Source organism: Bacillus sp. RSS_NA_20 (assembly GCF_020165915.1).
Lineage (GTDB): Bacteria > Bacillota > Bacilli > Bacillales > Bacillaceae > Bacillus > Bacillus altitudinis.
Map to the genome: position 1 here is coordinate 617,578 of NZ_JAIUKW010000003.1, position 15,856 is coordinate 633,433.

A 15,856-nucleotide genomic window follows, 5' to 3' on the forward strand; every position below is an offset into this window, starting at 1 on the left:
GCAAAACAGAAAAAAGGTCAGCTATTTCATGTAAGCTGACCAAGTACATAGGTGAGATCGTCTTTCTTGTCTTGTGTGTATGTTTCAAGTTCTTTTGCGATGTCTGCAACTGAATGGCTATGCTTTAAACACATTCGCATGTTTGGCACATTCAGTCCGTCTGAATACATAATGAATGTCGATCCTTTTTCGTAGGAATAGGTGTATGTTTTGTATTTTCTAGGTTTACCTGATAGATATCCTGATGTCGGAAGTGGATAAATATAGTCGCCAGAAGGTGCATTCAAGATAAATCGAATATTGCCAACCGAACAATAGGTAAACTGCTGCTGGGAAAAATTCACCTTTAATATGGCTACAGTGGCCCCGCGTTTATTTTTCATGGCCTGATTGCATCTATCGATGAGGGTTGTTACATCCTCATGTCCATATTCTTCGACAATTTCGCTGACTAAAGAAGATGATTCATTGGCGAACTGGCCGCTGCCTAATCCGTCTGCTACAGCACAAATTAGTTCTTCATCATCTGCTTTAATAAAAAAACTGTCCCCGCAGCATGATTTTCCTTCTTTGTTTGATTGATAGATAATGGCGTTTACATGCTCATGCTGTTCGATCTGCTTCATTACCCTAGCTCCATAGACGCATCTTCTGACAATGCATCTCGTAGCTTTTTAACTGCCTTCCGCTGCAGCCTTGATACATGCATTTGAGATATGCCGAGTAAATCGCCTGTTTCTTTCTGGCTTTTATTTTGCAAATACGTGAGATTGATAATTTCTTTTTCTCTATCTGTCAGAACGTGAAGCACACTTTCAAGCATCATTTTTTGGTTTACACGTTCGTACCCTTCTTCTTGTGAGCCGACAACGTCTAAAATCGTCACAGTGCTTCCTTCAGAATCAGCCTCTACGCCTTGGTCAACAGACAGCGCTTGATAGCTTTTGCCCATCTCCATTGTTTCAAGAACTTCTTCTTCTGTTACATCTAGATATTCTGCAATTTCTTGTACTTTAGGTGACTTTTGCGTTTCCGTTGTCAGGTGATCAACTGCCATCTTGATTCTTGGTCCAAGCTCTTTAATTCGTCTTGGTACATGGACACTCCATGTTTTATCACGTAAAAAGCGTTTGATTTCCCCAATAATGGTTGGAATGGCAAATGCCTCAAATGATTTACCGACAAGTGGATCATAACGCTTAATTGCGCCGAGTAGACCAATCATTCCAACTTGTCTTAAATCCTCATGAAAGCTTTTTCCTTTGGAGTATTTCTTCGCGAGCATATCCACAAGATTTGTATAACACTCAACTAGTGTTAGCTGCGCCTGCTCGTCTTGGTTGGATTGATAGCTTTGAATGAGGCGATCCACTTCATCTTTAGTTAGTTTCATAGTTTTGGATGGTTGTGTCATGGTCAACTCGCTCCCTGTTTAAAAACTTTGTCATCGCCACGGTAACTCCGGAGTTTGCTTGCACCTCGACTTCATCCATCAATGTTTGCATTAAGTATAAACCAAGACCTCCTTCTGCCAATTGATCCACCGTATGAGCAGATGTGTACGGCCCTAGGTCTTCCTGCTTTTGCTTAAAGTCAAAGCTACCGCCTTTATCAGCGACAATGATTTCTAGACGATCTTCATAGACAAGAAAGCGAACCGCTACCTCTCCATCTTCGCCATCTGCACCTTTATAGGCATGCTGAACTGCATTTGTACATGCCTCACTGACGGCAATTTTCAAGTCCTCAATCTCTTCGTAGGCATAGCCCATCCGGCTTGCAACGCCTGAAAGAGTCAGACGAATGATGCCTACGTATTCTGGTTTCGCCGGTATTTTCATCTCGATTAGATCTACTGATTCGTTCATTGTACCCCACCCTCTGACTTTGCAGAAATGTCAATGATGTCCTTTAGTCCAGTGATTTCAAACAATCTGATAAGCCGATCCGACAAGTTCTCAAGCTTTAGTGTTCCACCTGCTTTTTGAGCTGCTTTAAACAACCCAACAAATACACCTAATCCTGTACTATCCATATACGTAACATCCTTCAAACAGATCTCTAGATGCTCTCCCGCCTCTGCTTTAGGCATGAGTGTTTCTCTTAGCTGAGGAGCAGAGTACACATCGATTTCTCCGCTGACACTAATTTTCGTCTTATGATCTATTTGATGCTCTTTTACAGACATATTCATTATGCATTCACCTCGAAATTCTTGTTTCCTAAAGTTTTATATACCCGCATATTCACTTTCTAAACCTTTCTTTTAAGGACAAGTAAAGTAAAGTCATCGTGAAGCTGAAAATCTTGTAATTTGAGTAAGCTTGCATAGATAGCGTCGACCATTTCCTGTGCTGAATAGGAAAGATGCTCTGCTATGAGGGCTTTGATATCTTCGCGCTCTAAGAAGCCGTCCTCTGACTTGGATTCGGTGACCCCATCTGAAAATAAGATCACCATATCTCCTACGTCCAAATGCTGCTCATATTCCCTGTAATCAAACTCTGGTGCTATTCCAAGGACAAGACCTTTTGCATCTAAATCGTAAAATTGATTCTCTTTTTTACAATAGAAAAAGCCCGGCTCATGTCCAGCCGATGCGTACTTAAATTCATGTGTTTCTTTATTATAGCTGCCATAAAACATGGTGATAAACATGCTTGGGTCTACGTTTTGCTCGACCACACGATTAAGGGTTTTGAGCACTTTCGTTGGGCCGCTGCCTGACTCTGGCAAGGAATCCATCGCATACTTAATCATCGACATACAGAGCGCAGCTGGAATGCCTTTCCCAATGACATCTGCAATCGCGATATTGATTGTATCGTGATCTGTTACAAAATGGTAATAATCCCCACTCATCTGTTTTGCCGGCACACTGATGGCTCCGATATCAAATGTGTCTCCTTCTGGAATTTTCGTTTCCAGAAGGGTTTGCTGAACATTTGCAGCAATTTCAATTTCCGACTTAATTTCTTGCTGGATGCCTCTTAGTGTTAAATGCTCCTGGTAGGCAAGTCCGTATCCAATCATGACTTCAATTAAGAAGTCTAGTGAATGAAAGACATCTTCCGGCAAATCAGGGTAAAGCTCCTGAATCACTTTTCGGTGAACACTCACTATTTCTTCAGGAGGTATTTGATGCTCAATGGTTTTACGGCTAAATTTTTGAGCTTGATAAAGCGATGTTTCAGTTAAATCACTGATATAACGACTGAGCAGCTGATGATACCGCTGCTCCATTACCTCCTTAAAATCCATGGTTTCCCTCCTAGCGAAGCCACTTGACAGCTTGTATCTCAGTTCCTTGTTCTGGTGCGGAATCTAATTTAAATTCATCCATCAGTCTTCTGACGCCCGGAAGGCCTGCTCCGAGTCCGCCTGATGTAGAAAATCCGTCTTCCATTACTTTACGTATATCCATAATGCCAGGACCCTCATCGGCTGCGATGACTTTGAGTCCACGCTTTCCGCGCTCCATCACTTCTTCTATACAAATCTGACCTTTACCAGCGTATAAATAGATGTTACGAGCTAATTCTGAAATGGCCGTCGTAATTCTTGCTTGGTCAACTGTTCCAAAACCAAGTTCTTTTGCAACATTCCGCCCCAATTGTCTTGCTGCGACTATGTCCCATTCCGTCAATATTTTTACACAGGATTGGTCTTTCATATCTATTCCCCCAATTCCCGCTTCAGTGTCTCAAGCCCTTGTTCAAGATCTAGTGCTGTCTGAATTTCTTCCAGTGAAATGCCAAGTTCAATAAGCGTCACAGCGACTGCCGGTTGTATTCCTGTTAATACAACTTTTGCCCCCATGAGCTTGGACATGGTGATCACATCACCTAATACCTTGGCGATAAATGAATCAATCATATCGACGGATGTTAAGTCAATGACCACACCGTTTGCTCCTGTTTCATGAATTTTATTCAGTAAGTCTTCTTGAAAGTGAAGAGCTGTTTGATCATCAAGCTCCCACTGTATTGAAATCAGAAGACAATTATATAATTTTAAGATTGGAATCTTCGGGTGATTTCTCAATTGGTTATCCCTCCAATGAAACAATTTTTCGATTTGTCATTTCCAAAGCAGTTTGAATTCCTTTTTGAAGGGTATTCTTTGTTGTAACCTGAGATAAATCAATTCCAAGGTTAACGATTGTTTGGGCTATTTCTGGGCGAATACCGACAAGTAAACACTTCGCTCCTACTAATCTCACAGCCTCTGACGCTTGAATAATATGGTGTGCCACCATTGTGTCTACGACAGGTACACCCGTGATATCAATCAGGACGACCTGTGAGCGATGTTTGACGACACCATTAAGCAGGTTCTCCATAATTTTTTTCGCACGATCTGTATCAATTGTGCCAACAAGTGGCATGACGGTGATGTGCTCAAACACAGGGATTAGCGGGGCAGAAAGTTCCTGCAGCGCAATTTTTTGAAGGCTGACGGTTTTTTCCCATGAGATGGAATACTGGTTTAAGATCTCATTATGGATGGGTGTGATGAATCGATCGATTTGCCAGATGAGGTCATGACTTTCTTGTGTTGTATCTTTGTCATCGTTCATTTTTTCATATAAATGTGTACGGATTTCCGTTAGACCGTTTGCCAGTAACTTAAGTGATATACCCATTTGAACGATTTTCAAAGCAAAATTTTGCACTTTTTCTTCAAAATCCTCATTACCCCCCTCTGAAAGAGATGTAATGATGAGTTGAACATATTCCGAACAGATGGTTTCATACATTTTGTCGTTCAGCATCATGTCCGTTTCTTTTTCTCCGAGTCGTTTTAAAATGTCCGTCCACTCTGTTTCTAATTCCTTTTGGTGCTTTCTTGCAAAAGCTAACACGATATGATTCGACATGTTTTACCCCCTACTTACATTTAAAGCTCTTCTTTAGTCTTTCTTCATTATAACGTTAAAAAAAATTGAACACAAAAAAAGTTGCTCCCAATAGAGCAACCAAGTATCACCATATTAAAAATCAATAAGAGCCAAACTAACTTGTAAGGCTTCATCAACCTTCTCCATCATCTCATCATCAAGATGTGTGATTTTATCTGTCAATCTTTGTTTATCGATCGTACGAATCTGTTCCAAAAGAATGACAGAATCTCGTTCAAAGCCGTAGCGCTTTGCATTAATTTCGACGTGAGTCGGTAATTTCGCTTTTTGTATTTGGGCTGTTATGGCTGCAACGATAGCAGTCGGGCTGAAGCGATTTCCAATGTCATTTTGAATCACCAATACTGGGCGAACCCCGCCCTGCTCGGAGCCAACAACAGGAGATAAATCAGCAAAGTAAACATCACCGCGTTTAACAATCAAATGTTTAACCCCCGCTGACTAATCGCTCAACTGTATTCTCAGCCTCAAATTCTGCGTATTGTGCCTCTGAAGAGATATTCAGATTAATTTTCGCCATCTCCATGTAGCCGCGTCTCATCGATTCACGATTTTGTCGAATATTACGTTCACGAATATACGTTTTTGTCGCTCGGTAGATCAATTCATTTCTTGTTACCTTATCCTGCTCTGCTACTCGTTCGATCTCAGACATTAAAGCCTCCGGCAGTCGAATCTTCATTTCATTTGTTGCGCTGGATTCAGACAAAAAACATACACCTCCACAAAACTTACGGATACCGTTTCGATCCATTCCAAGACTAATCATACCATTATTCAATGCACAAGCAAAGCTGTTTTTTCATGATTTCTTATTAGAACATGAAGCGGCTCGCCACCCGTAAATCAAGATGATAATGGAGTTCCTCTTTCCCATTATACGCTTTTTTCCGAAAATCATACGGTATTTCCAAAATCTCTAAAAAAGGGAGAATGTTTATGATGCCTTTGTAGAATAAAAGAGAACGATGTCAGTTTGAACATCGTTCCCGTGGATGCTGTTTATAAAAAGCTTGGACCGCCTTGAAGCAGCGGATTTCGTACACGAACCCTTTCGCCGTCCTCTATATAGACTCTTGGGACGCGGTAACCAACAGAACATGTGACTTCGTAGTTAATGGTTTCAAGCCGCTTGGCTATTTCATCGACAGATATCCTGTCTTCGCCTTGTGTGCCGATGAGCACGACTGGCTCCCCTGCCGGAATGTCCTTTTTCAAATCAACCATGAATTGATCCATGCACACCCTTCCAGCAATTTTTCGGCGTTTTCCGCCAACGAGCACTTCTGTTCCGGCAAGCTTCCTGATCCAGCCGTCTGCATACCCGATTGGAATCGTACCAATCCATGTATCTTGATTCGCTGTATAAGTTGCACCATAGCTCACGCTCTCACCCTTTTGAATGGGCTTTACATGTGCAAGTTTTGTATGAAGAGATAATGCTTCTTCCAGTTGAAACGGCAATTCATCCTTGATTTCTTCCGACGGCGACAGCCCGTACATACTGATGCCAAAACGAACCATATTAAATAAAGTGTCTTTAAACCTTAGACCTGCTGCACTGTTGGCGCAATGAATGAGCAGTTTGTCCGTATGAAGCGGTTGAAGCAATGTTTTAAACGTATCAACCTGCATACCGAAGTAGTTTTCATCTTTTTCATCCGCTGTGGCAAAGTGAGTAAATACGCCTTCCAGCTGTAAAAAAGAATGATCGTGGACAAGCTCTTTTACTTCGCTCACCTGCTCGATTGTTTTCACACCTAACCGATTCATGCCGCTGTCGATTTTCAAGTGGAAACGAATGGGTTGTCCCATCTGCCCTTTCATCACTTTGACGACTTCTCTCAGCCAATCGATCGAGTAAGCGGTCATGATAACGTTGTATCTAACGGCGACTTTGACATACTCTGACGGTACTGCGCCGAGCACAAGAATCGGGGCTTTGATGCCTTTATTTCTTAAAGAAATGGCTTCATCTAAAAAAGCGACGGCTAACAGGTCTGCTCCTGCTTCGAGGGCAGCTCTTGCCACTTCTATATCTCCATGTCCATATGCATTGGCTTTCACAACAGCCATTAGTTGGACGCTTTGACCAATATGGTCTTTCATATGTGAAACATTATGCTTGATTGCTGTTAAATCAATTTCTGCCCATGTGTCTCTATAAAAGGCATTTGTGTCCATTCATCACACTTCCCTATTGAATGATTCAATACTTCATTATGATACTAAAAATCCAGAATAATGTGAAACAACTCAAAGAAAATCAGCCCCTGCACAGGGCTGATTTGTTGTTATGTTAAGAATCTCGCCTATTTCGCTGACTGTCCTTCTACACTTTTGGCGACCATTAAGAGTTCTTCTTTCGATAAATCACTTGAAGAAATTAAGTAGTCAACTCCATCAGATGTCCAAGAAAGAGATTTGTCTGTCAGAACACCCACTGTCATGCCAAGATCGACTGGCTCGCCATTCATCGTCACAGGCGTAGACGCTTCTGCTACCCGCGCTTTTTCCTGAATGAGCGTGAAGGATTTCTTTCCGCCATACGTCATCACATACCGCTTTCCAGCATCTGTTGTCATTTCTTTCTCTTCCATTTTCTTCACGCCCTCTGGCATATCCACAGGCGTTTTCACAGCAAAGCTGTCAGATGGATCTGCACTTGTGGCAACATCCATTTGAGAAAGTGTCATATTTTTCTTCTCATCAAAGGCGTCTTTGTCAAAGGATTTGTTGAATTCAAAGTGAGAGAATTCTACTTTCACCATTGGCTTTTTATCGCTATCCAGTACTTTCACACTAGCAGGCGCCATTGTTTTTTTATGAAAGGTAATCTCTTGGGTCGGCAGCATTTGGTTGTGCTGATAGTTGGTTTTTGTTTCAAAAACGTACTTCGACTCTTTTGCTTTGAACTGAGCTGCACTGTCATTTTTAATGTCTTTCACAAGTGATTCAAATAAATACACCTGACTGCTGTTGTTCGGCCAATCACTATGGAAGCGGAAGCTTTTGTTTAATGAAGGTGTCAGCACAAATACACCATTGCCATTTCTTAAAATGACTTGACTCTGATCCTTCTTCGGATTTTCTAAATAGACACGGTAAAGCTCCGGCTTCTTGTACCAAATTTCCACATGGTATTCCTGCGGATCATTTCCTGTCTCAATGGTCATTTTTGCTTTGGCTTTGTATGATGTCATTTCCTCTGCCTTTTTGTTTAAATCTCCAACGATATCTTGTTGAGATTTTTGACCGCATGCGGAGAGAATCAATACAAAAAGGATCCCCGTTACAAGCAAAACAAAGCTTTTTCTCACCCTTTTCAACCCCTTCGTTAATTGTGTTAAAAGGAAGAAACCGCTTGTTTGACTTTAACAGTACGCCTCAAGAGTTAACTGCGTACCGCGAACCATCAAAGCCTGTTAGCAACTCGCCCTTCCTTATCGCACTACCCAATATATGAAGGGGGGACAAACAATATGCAGACTAGCTTGACAACCTTTCAATTAAAACTTGTGCTGCAGCATATTCTTTTGTGTGTGTAATGGATACATGAACGTAGTCTTCTTTTGTTTTCTCACTTTTGATGAGGGGTTTTCCGTTTGCATCTTTTTGTATCTCGATGTCGTGAAAGCTGACATACTGACCAATTCCCGTACCGTATGCTTTTGCGAATGCTTCTTTCGCCGCAAAACGCCCTGCCAGAAACTCCAGCTGTCTCTTTTCACTTAGTGTGTGAAAGACTTCCTGTTCACGTAAAGTCAAAATTCGTTCTGGTAAACGGGGCTGCCTGCTAAGAACTCGTGACAGCCGGCCGATCTCTACAATATCCATACCGATTCCTTTAATCATGAGGTACCTCCTATGATACTCGTACTAATTTGGATGTTCGCTTCATAAACGTGTTACTATAAACTTACCATTATCTAGTCAAAAGGGGTTTGTTATGTTTATTCGAACGGAGAGCTTTCAACAATTTATTAGATCGTATCCAATCGTAACAGCGATCCTTGCTTTGCAAATCGGCCTATGGCTTTTATTTGCGATCCCTATTCCAATGATCCAGCTTGGGCAGGACCATCTCGTTGGTTTTAATTATGGTGTTGCAGCAGGAGAATGGTGGCGGCTTTTAACGCCTATTTTTCTTCACGGAAGTCTAACACATATTCTGTTCAATTCCATGTCGCTCTTCCTATTCGCTCCAGCACTTGAGTATTTGCTTGGAAAGGTTCGATTTCTTGTGATTTATCTGGGTGCTGGATTCATTGGCAATCTCGGAACCTATTGGCTGGAGCCTTTAGAGTACGTACATGTCGGGGCTTCTGGTGCGATATTTGGTTTATTTGGCGTCTATCTTTATCTTGTCCTATTTAAACCGCATATGATGGACCGTGGTAATTCTCAGGTGATCTTAACGATTCTCGGCGTCTCTGTTATTATGACGTTCGTCAACTCGAACATCAACATCATGGCCCACTTATTTGGATTGATAGGCGGCATGATCCTAGCACCGATCACTCTATTCTTCCATTCAAAAAAACGACGCTATTAAGCTCATAAAAAATGTCGATCACTCCGTTTAATGGGAGCTGATCGACATTTTTTGGTTTAAGATGATTGATTCATTTCATAGGAATACCAATCGCATACACGTGCAGCATCTTCCTCTTCAAGGTGATGCACACCAAAAGAGTCAAGCAAGGCAGAGGACTTCACAAAGGTGTGAATACTTGCCACCCGCCCTTTCTTTTGAAAATAGGATTGGGTCATCGTATAGTTTTGCATTCGTTTTCTTAAAACAATTCCGGTGGTCTTGCCGATACCTCTTGTCGTTAATTGAATTAGTTGATCTTTGATCACATATCCTGATTGTTTATAGGCTAAATACCCAAAGAACAAGGCAAATGGTAATGGAATCAGCGCCAAATACCCCCATGGTGGAAAACGTACAGAAAGGATTATACCTACAAGTAATGGAACAAATCCGTAAGATATCAGATAACGTTTCAGTGAACGCTTCGGCACTTTTTTCAAATCACTTTCTGGTGCCAGCTGATATTGATCTGTAAATTGCGTTAACAATTCATTGATTTTTTTCTTCCGTATGAGTGGAAATAAGACAGAAGAGGTCTCTTTTTCTGTAATGGAACCTCCTGCGCTGACAAGCATGACCGTCGCAAAACCAAATGGTTCACGCAGAATATTTTCTTTGATTTTCACTGCTTGAATTCTCGCAAGCGGAATGGTCATTTGATGCCTTTCGATGAGTCCTCTTGTGATGATGATGTCTTTCCCTTTTCGTTTTGCGGTAAAATTCGCATATTGAAGGGCTGTTACCCCAACACTAAGAATCCAAGCAATCAATACGGCAATAAATATGAGAATCGCATAAATCTCAACACTCGCATGACTTAAAAAAGAAAACCGTTTGAGGAATCCGTCCAAAGGCAGAATTTCATCTATTTGTGTGTAAATGGCGAGACACCCAGAAATAATGACGCCGATTCCGCTTGAAGTGGTCGCAGCCAAAAGCAACTCAGGTATACCCATTCGGTAGGAAACACTGATTTCTTTTTCTACAGGCTGTTGCGCTGTCAGAGGATCAGGGAAATCTAAATTTTCATCAATCATTTCTTCTTGTTGCAAGCTTTTCTTCCGGTTGAAAATCGATTGCTTTAGTTGCTCAGCTTCTGCTTTTGTAATGGCCGTCAGGCTCACTTCAGGTCCATCCGTCCCGCCTGCCGTTTCGATTTGCACCCGAACCAAACCGAAAATCCGCTGGAAGATGCCTTCACTTGTATTCACCGTTTGAATTCGTTCTAACGAGATATACTTTTTCTTTTTGGTGATGACACCTGATTCCACTCGAAATTCATCGTCTTCCATTCGGTAGGTGAATCGTCTCCATGCTAAAACGGTTGAAACAGCTTTCCATAAAAGAAGTACACCAAGAATGATGAACGCATAAAAACGAATACTTGAATTCGAGTTCACAAAAATAAGCACGAAAAAAGGGATGATGAAGTTTTTGATCATGGATACGGCATCTGATATAAAATCAATGAACATCGAGATTGGATGTACACGTTTTGGTTCAGACATCATCTTCCGTCACCCTTGCTAATCGAGATATGTAATCGCGAAGCTCATCTGCCTCTTCTAATTCCAGTGCCGGAATATCATGTACTGTCGCAGCAGTAGAAATTTGAACAGATGCCAACCGGTAGCGCCTTAAAAGCGGTCCTTGAGATGTATCCACATGCTGAACACGTACCATTGGTACAATGACACGTGTGACACGAATCAGTCCGTGCTGTATTTCGATTTCGTTCTCAAATACTTCGTAGCGCCAGATGTGATGGCGGATTTTCGGTATGAGCCAGATTCCGAAGATGACCTGTAAAATCCACAAACCGATGAGGATGGCTCCAATCCAATATGGCCATTGAAAATAATAACTAGCAACAAATACCCCAATGATGATGAATAAGAAAATCAATGAGATAATTCCATTTTGAAGACGCCATACTTTTAATCCATTTAAGCTAATTTGACGTTGCGGCTGTTTTCTCACATTCTTCCCCCATTCTCTTACTTTTCTATCAATATATTACGAAAGAAAGCCTAAAAAGTTTCATTAAGCCTGTTAAAAAAAGCGAACCCTGCAAAGGATTCGCTTTTGAATTAGTTGTTATAAGATTTCTTTTGACGACGATCGTTAGAAGAACGATTGCGGTCATTTGAAGAACGCTTTTTATCACCGTAAGATGAACGGCTTTTTCCGCGATAGCCGCCACCACCGCCGCCGTCTCTGCGTTTAGAAGAGCTGCGGTTGTTACGATTGCGTTTTGAAACCATTGGTGCTTCATCTGTCAAACGAACAGGCGTTGCATCTGGCTCTTTTGTCATCATTTTGATGGCAGCCGCAACCACTGTAACAGAATCATGATCTTCTAATAATTCAGCAGCTGCTGTCATGTAGAAGTTTAAGTTGTTTTCACTGATGATTGTGCGCAGACGATCAATGGTTACTTGTTGTTGTCCTTCGATTGCCTCATCTAGTGTTGGTTCTTTCATACGATCCATTTTACGTTTAGTCGTTTGCTCGATCGCACGAAGCATATCTTTTTCACGTGGTGTGATGAATGTCATCGCCATACCTGTACGTCCAGCACGTCCAGTACGTCCAATACGGTGTACATAGCTTTCTGGATCTTGTGGCACGTCAAAGTTATACACGTGTGTTACGCCTGAAATATCAAGTCCACGTGCTGCAACGTCTGTTGCTACAAGCACATCGATTGAACCTTCTTTGAATTTACGAAGCGCAACCATACGTTTCGCTTGAGTCAAGTCACCATGAATTCCTTCAGCTGTATAACCTCTAAGGTTCAGTGCTTCAGTCAATTCGTCAACGCGGCGCTTTGTACGACCGAAGACAATTGAAAGCTCAGGTGATTGAATGTCAAGAAGACGAGTCAATGTATCAAACTTCTTACGCTCATGGATATCCAAGTAGAACTGCTGGATGTTAGATACAGTCATTTCTTTCGCTTTTACTTTTACGTGTTCTGGGTTTGTCATGAAACGTTCTGCAATACGCTTAATTGGTGCAGGCATTGTCGCAGAGAATAAAAGTGTTTGGTGTTCACTTGGTACATTTGAAAGGATCGATTCAATGTCTTCGATGAAACCCATGTTTAGCATTTCGTCTGCTTCATCAAGCACGACTGTTTCAACATTTTGAAGACGCATTGTACGACGGTTAATGTGATCGAGTAAACGTCCTGGAGTCCCTACGATGATATGAGGATTTTTCTTGAGCGAACGGATTTGGCGACCGATATCTTGTCCACCGTAAATCGGAAGTACGCGCGCACGCTTGTCTTGGCCAATTTTGTATAGCTCTTCAGATACTTGAATCGCTAATTCTCTTGTTGGCGCAATGATAATCGCTTGGATATTTGGAGACGCTGGGTCGATTTTTTCTACAAGAGGAATACCAAACGCTGCAGTTTTTCCTGTTCCTGTTTGTGCTTGTCCAATGACATCTTTATTCTGAAGACCGAGAGGAATTGTTTCCGCTTGAATCGGTGTTGCTTCTTCAAATCCCATGCGGTTAATAGCTTTCATGAGACTTTCGCTTAATTGAAAATCTTGAAACGTTATAGTCAAATTATTCAAACTCCTTCTAATTGCTGTTTCAGTAATCTCGTGAATGATCATTAAAAACTGCCCTTTGTATGAAAGGACAGGTCCATTATATACAAAGCCCGAATTACCCTACATTATATCTTACCATTACACTATTTGTTTTTCAACAAGACAGAAATGGATATATCTACTGCTCGACAATGACCGATTCACCTTCACTGTGATCTCCGTCCATCCATTTCCACTTTTCAAACAGTTGAATTTTTCCGTTATCCAGCTGCTTAGGAGTGGAATGACATGAACCGCTTCTCATGCTGCCATCCTTGCTTACATGGTGATATCTAAAATGAAGTGCTCCGTCTTTATACACAGTTCCTACAAGTACGCCAGATTGAATACTGCCGCCTTGATATGTGCCCGTTAAAATATTCCCGTCCTGACGATATTGAAATATGGTTCCTTCCGATACTTCCCCATTGCTCGAATTAGACTGCGGGACAAAGGTTTTTCCGTCATATTGAAACAACCGAATCGACCACCTTTTCTTACCTATTGTAACATAGGCCTGTCACTCATTCGACAAAAATGATGCAAATTTTAACAAGTGGGATTCAATTTATATTAGTTTAGCCACATTTTAGCTTTTCTATAGATTAAATTGTTTTTTTTAGAAATGTTCGACTTTCTCAAACAATTGCTGTGCACAAGGCTCATGACAAACGTGATGTTTACAATCAGGTAAATAGAACATTTCTTTCTGACGGGACGGGATTTTATGATAAATGAATTCTGCACTAGAAGCGGGGACGATCCCATCACTTTCACCTTGAACGATTAACACAGGAAGATGGAGCTTTTCAAGAGAGCCCTTTGTTTGCTTCACCAATTTCATAAATTCTACAGCAGCTGATAGCGGTGTACTCGTCAGCTTATGACGATATCGATCATACAATGGGTTCGTATCAATCAAACCAGACAAGGATTCCTTCACCATCTGCCTTGTGTCTTGAATCATTTGTTTTGGGTTAACATATTTAGCAGCAGCACTTAACAGAACAAGACGGGCCACTGGATACTTCGCTGCTAAATATGAGGCAATCATCCCGCCCATCGAAAAGCCGACCAAATAAATGGTGTCACATGTTCGGTAAAGGGATAAGAGTTCTAATTCAGCGGTGGCAATCCACTCCTGATAGAGAATGCCTTTGAGCTGAAGTTCCTCCCCATGCCCCGGAAGCGTGACAGATTGTACCGTCCAATCTGTCGTCTGCTTTAAGTATTCTGCAAGCGGCTCTACTTCATACGGGGCACCAGTAAAACCGTGTATACATAGACAGCCAATCACCCTGTCACCTTCTTTGCCGATCTGATTTATAGTGCAGTAATCACGTCTTCCAATCTCATGCCACGGGAAGCTTTGACCAGAACGACATCGTCAGGTCCTGCCACATCCGCTAGTTTTTTCTTCAGTTCTTCTTTGTCCATATAAGAAGACACGCGGTCGTCTCCAAATGCTTTCTTTGCTCCTTCAGCAATGAATGCGCCAAGACGGCCAAACGTTAAAACATGATCAATAAACTCAGGCTTGATGTACTCCCCTACTTCAAAATGATAGTTCTCTTCTTCACTGCCCATCTCCAGCATATCTCCGAGAACGAGTATGCGGTTAGCAAAGCCATCCATATCTCCTACAAGATCAATCGCTGCTTTCATCGACGTAGGACTCGCATTATACGCATCGTTGATAACCGTGATGCCCTTATCTGTTTTAAACAGTTCTAAACGCATGCCTGTCAATTTCGTTTGCATCAGCCCTTGGGCAATTTGTCTTTCATTCAGACCGAAATGCTGGCCGATTGCAATAGCTGCAAGAGCATTCTTTACATTGTGTTTCCCTAATACAGGAATGAGAAACCCTTGAGCATATCCCTCCACTTGAAATTCAGTACCTTCAGCGAGTTGGTGGATGTGAATCACCTTGATATCACAGTCCTCTGATTCTCCAAACGTTTTTACGCTGCGTGCCAGGGCATTTGCTCTTTGGCGGAGTAAAGGCTCGTCTCCTAAATAATAAAAAGTCCCATCCTCTTTTAACCCTTTTGTGATCTCACATTTTGCATCTGCAATAGCTTCTCTTGATCCTAAATCCTGCATATGAGATTCTCCAATATTCGTGATGACAGCTGCATCAGGTTCAGCGAGTTTAGATAAAAATTCGATTTCCCCTTTTGCACTCATGCCCATCTCTAGTACAGCAATCTCGGTTCCTTCTGGCATTGCAAGGATGGTCAGCGGAAGTCCAATATGATTATTAAAGTTGCCATCTGTTTTATGGACTCTGTATGTCGTTTGTAGGACAGAATGGATCATGTCTTTCGTCGTTGTTTTGCCATTACTTCCAGTAATACCGACAACTTGAGGATTTTCCTCTTTTAAGAATGATTTCGCAAGTTGTTGGAGTGCTGTCAGAGTATCCTCTACAAGAATGACAGGTACACCGGATGGTGGGTTCGCTTCTGTTTCATTCCAAAGAACCGCTGCCGCTCCAAGCTCTACTGCTTTTGAAGCAAAAGTGTGACCGTTAAAATGTTCCCCAATAAGCGGGATAAATAGTGCGCCTTTTGATACTTTTCGTGTATCTGTTGTCACTCCGTGTATCTGTTCTTCGCCAAAAGTTTCATTCGATAATGTGCCACCAGCCATTTGGGCGACTTGTTTCACTGTACGTTTGATCATGTTTTTTCGCCTCTCTTTCTCATTTCACGTTTGAAGGAAAAG

General features: G+C 41.8%; 20 protein-coding genes. 1 reads left to right on the top strand and 19 read right to left on the bottom strand.

What is annotated here, in order from left to right; all coding sequences use genetic code 11:
* Nucleotides 1–26: 26 nt before the first annotated feature.
* The 13 genes from LCD32_RS03385 to acpS all read right to left on the bottom strand — a co-directional run bounded on the left by LCD32_RS03385 (nucleotide 27) and on the right by acpS (nucleotide 8,776).
* Nucleotides 27–626, bottom strand: coding sequence for a PP2C family serine/threonine-protein phosphatase (locus LCD32_RS03385; protein WP_017358391.1), 600 nt, complete (start codon nucleotides 624–626; stop codon nucleotides 27–29).
* A complete protein-coding gene (gene sigB / locus LCD32_RS03390; protein WP_012009000.1) occupies nucleotides 626–1,414 on the bottom strand; it encodes an RNA polymerase sigma factor SigB in 789 nt (262 codons plus the stop codon). The genes LCD32_RS03385 and sigB overlap by 1 nt, the downstream gene beginning before the upstream one ends.
* On the bottom strand, nucleotides 1,380–1,868 hold the full coding sequence (gene rsbW, locus LCD32_RS03395) for an anti-sigma B factor RsbW (RefSeq protein ID WP_007496471.1): 489 nt from the start codon (nucleotides 1,866–1,868) through the stop codon (nucleotides 1,380–1,382). Before rsbW ends, sigB begins: the two co-directional genes overlap by 35 nt.
* The gene (locus LCD32_RS03400; protein WP_007496474.1) at nucleotides 1,865–2,194 is read right to left on the bottom strand and encodes an anti-sigma factor antagonist; all 330 of its coding nucleotides are present in this window, start codon (nucleotides 2,192–2,194) and stop codon (nucleotides 1,865–1,867) included. Before LCD32_RS03400 ends, rsbW begins: the two co-directional genes overlap by 4 nt.
* A gap of 59 nt (nucleotides 2,195–2,253) precedes the next feature.
* Complete coding sequence (locus tag LCD32_RS03405) at nucleotides 2,254–3,261, bottom strand: PP2C family protein-serine/threonine phosphatase (RefSeq protein WP_129548106.1); 1,008 nt, start codon at nucleotides 3,259–3,261, stop codon at nucleotides 2,254–2,256.
* Nucleotides 3,262–3,271: 10 nt separating this feature from the next.
* Nucleotides 3,272–3,673 carry an anti-sigma regulatory factor gene (locus LCD32_RS03410; protein WP_003214085.1) on the bottom strand — a complete coding sequence of 134 codons (402 nt, stop codon included), beginning with the start codon at nucleotides 3,671–3,673 and terminating at the stop codon, nucleotides 3,272–3,274.
* A 2-nt stretch (nucleotides 3,674–3,675) separates the two neighbouring features.
* On the bottom strand, nucleotides 3,676–4,044 hold the full coding sequence (gene rsbS / locus LCD32_RS03415; protein ID WP_003214235.1) for an RsbT antagonist protein RsbS: 369 nt from the start codon (nucleotides 4,042–4,044) through the stop codon (nucleotides 3,676–3,678).
* Between the two features lie 4 nt (nucleotides 4,045–4,048).
* Nucleotides 4,049–4,879, bottom strand: a complete 831-nt coding sequence (locus LCD32_RS03420) for an RsbT co-antagonist protein RsbRA (protein WP_024719204.1) — start codon at nucleotides 4,877–4,879, stop codon at nucleotides 4,049–4,051.
* Nucleotides 4,880–4,993: 114 nt separating this feature from the next.
* The gene (gene ndoA / locus LCD32_RS03425; protein WP_003214169.1) at nucleotides 4,994–5,344 is read right to left on the bottom strand and encodes a type II toxin-antitoxin system endoribonuclease NdoA; all 351 of its coding nucleotides are present in this window, start codon (nucleotides 5,342–5,344) and stop codon (nucleotides 4,994–4,996) included.
* Nucleotides 5,345–5,348: 4 nt separating this feature from the next.
* A complete protein-coding gene (locus tag LCD32_RS03430; protein ID WP_003214273.1) occupies nucleotides 5,349–5,630 on the bottom strand; it encodes a hypothetical protein in 282 nt (93 codons plus the stop codon).
* Nucleotides 5,631–5,923: 293 nt separating this feature from the next.
* A complete protein-coding gene (gene alr / locus LCD32_RS03435) occupies nucleotides 5,924–7,105 on the bottom strand; it encodes an alanine racemase (protein ID WP_035704220.1) in 1,182 nt (393 codons plus the stop codon).
* Between the two features lie 128 nt (nucleotides 7,106–7,233).
* Nucleotides 7,234–8,250, bottom strand: coding sequence for an outer membrane lipoprotein-sorting protein (locus tag LCD32_RS03440; protein WP_007496489.1), 1,017 nt, complete (start codon nucleotides 8,248–8,250; stop codon nucleotides 7,234–7,236).
* 160 nt (nucleotides 8,251–8,410) lie between these two features.
* Complete coding sequence (acpS, locus tag LCD32_RS03445; protein ID WP_007496490.1) at nucleotides 8,411–8,776, bottom strand: holo-ACP synthase; 366 nt, start codon at nucleotides 8,774–8,776, stop codon at nucleotides 8,411–8,413.
* A gap of 94 nt (nucleotides 8,777–8,870) precedes the next feature.
* On the opposite strand from acpS, the gene LCD32_RS03450 reads away from it, so the two are divergent.
* Nucleotides 8,871–9,476, top strand: a complete 606-nt coding sequence (locus LCD32_RS03450; RefSeq protein WP_065459907.1) for a rhomboid family intramembrane serine protease — start codon at nucleotides 8,871–8,873, stop codon at nucleotides 9,474–9,476.
* Between the two features lie 56 nt (nucleotides 9,477–9,532).
* Here the strand turns inward: LCD32_RS03450 and LCD32_RS03455 are convergent, their stop codons facing one another.
* The 6 genes from LCD32_RS03455 to LCD32_RS03480 form a co-directional block, all read right to left on the bottom strand.
* Nucleotides 9,533–11,029, bottom strand: a complete 1,497-nt coding sequence (locus tag LCD32_RS03455; protein ID WP_065459905.1) for a PH domain-containing protein — start codon at nucleotides 11,027–11,029, stop codon at nucleotides 9,533–9,535.
* Nucleotides 11,019–11,498: a PH domain-containing protein gene (locus LCD32_RS03460; RefSeq protein ID WP_008346922.1), complete on the bottom strand. Its 480-nt coding sequence runs from the start codon at nucleotides 11,496–11,498 to the stop codon at nucleotides 11,019–11,021. The genes LCD32_RS03455 and LCD32_RS03460 overlap by 11 nt, the downstream gene beginning before the upstream one ends.
* 110 nt (nucleotides 11,499–11,608) lie before the next feature.
* Nucleotides 11,609–13,099 (bottom strand): degradosome RNA helicase CshA, encoded by a 1,491-nt coding sequence (cshA, locus tag LCD32_RS03465; protein ID WP_041507152.1) that lies wholly within the window; start codon nucleotides 13,097–13,099, stop codon nucleotides 11,609–11,611.
* Nucleotides 13,100–13,265: 166 nt separating this feature from the next.
* Nucleotides 13,266–13,604 carry a n-acetylglutamate synthase gene (locus LCD32_RS03470; protein WP_065459903.1) on the bottom strand — a complete coding sequence of 113 codons (339 nt, stop codon included), beginning with the start codon at nucleotides 13,602–13,604 and terminating at the stop codon, nucleotides 13,266–13,268.
* A 141-nt stretch (nucleotides 13,605–13,745) separates the two neighbouring features.
* A complete protein-coding gene (locus LCD32_RS03475) occupies nucleotides 13,746–14,423 on the bottom strand; it encodes an alpha/beta hydrolase (protein ID WP_224562767.1) in 678 nt (225 codons plus the stop codon).
* Between the two features lie 26 nt (nucleotides 14,424–14,449).
* Nucleotides 14,450–15,814 carry a UDP-N-acetylmuramoyl-tripeptide--D-alanyl-D-alanine ligase gene (locus LCD32_RS03480; protein ID WP_065459901.1) on the bottom strand — a complete coding sequence of 455 codons (1,365 nt, stop codon included), beginning with the start codon at nucleotides 15,812–15,814 and terminating at the stop codon, nucleotides 14,450–14,452.
* Nucleotides 15,815–15,856 lie beyond the last annotated feature (42 nt).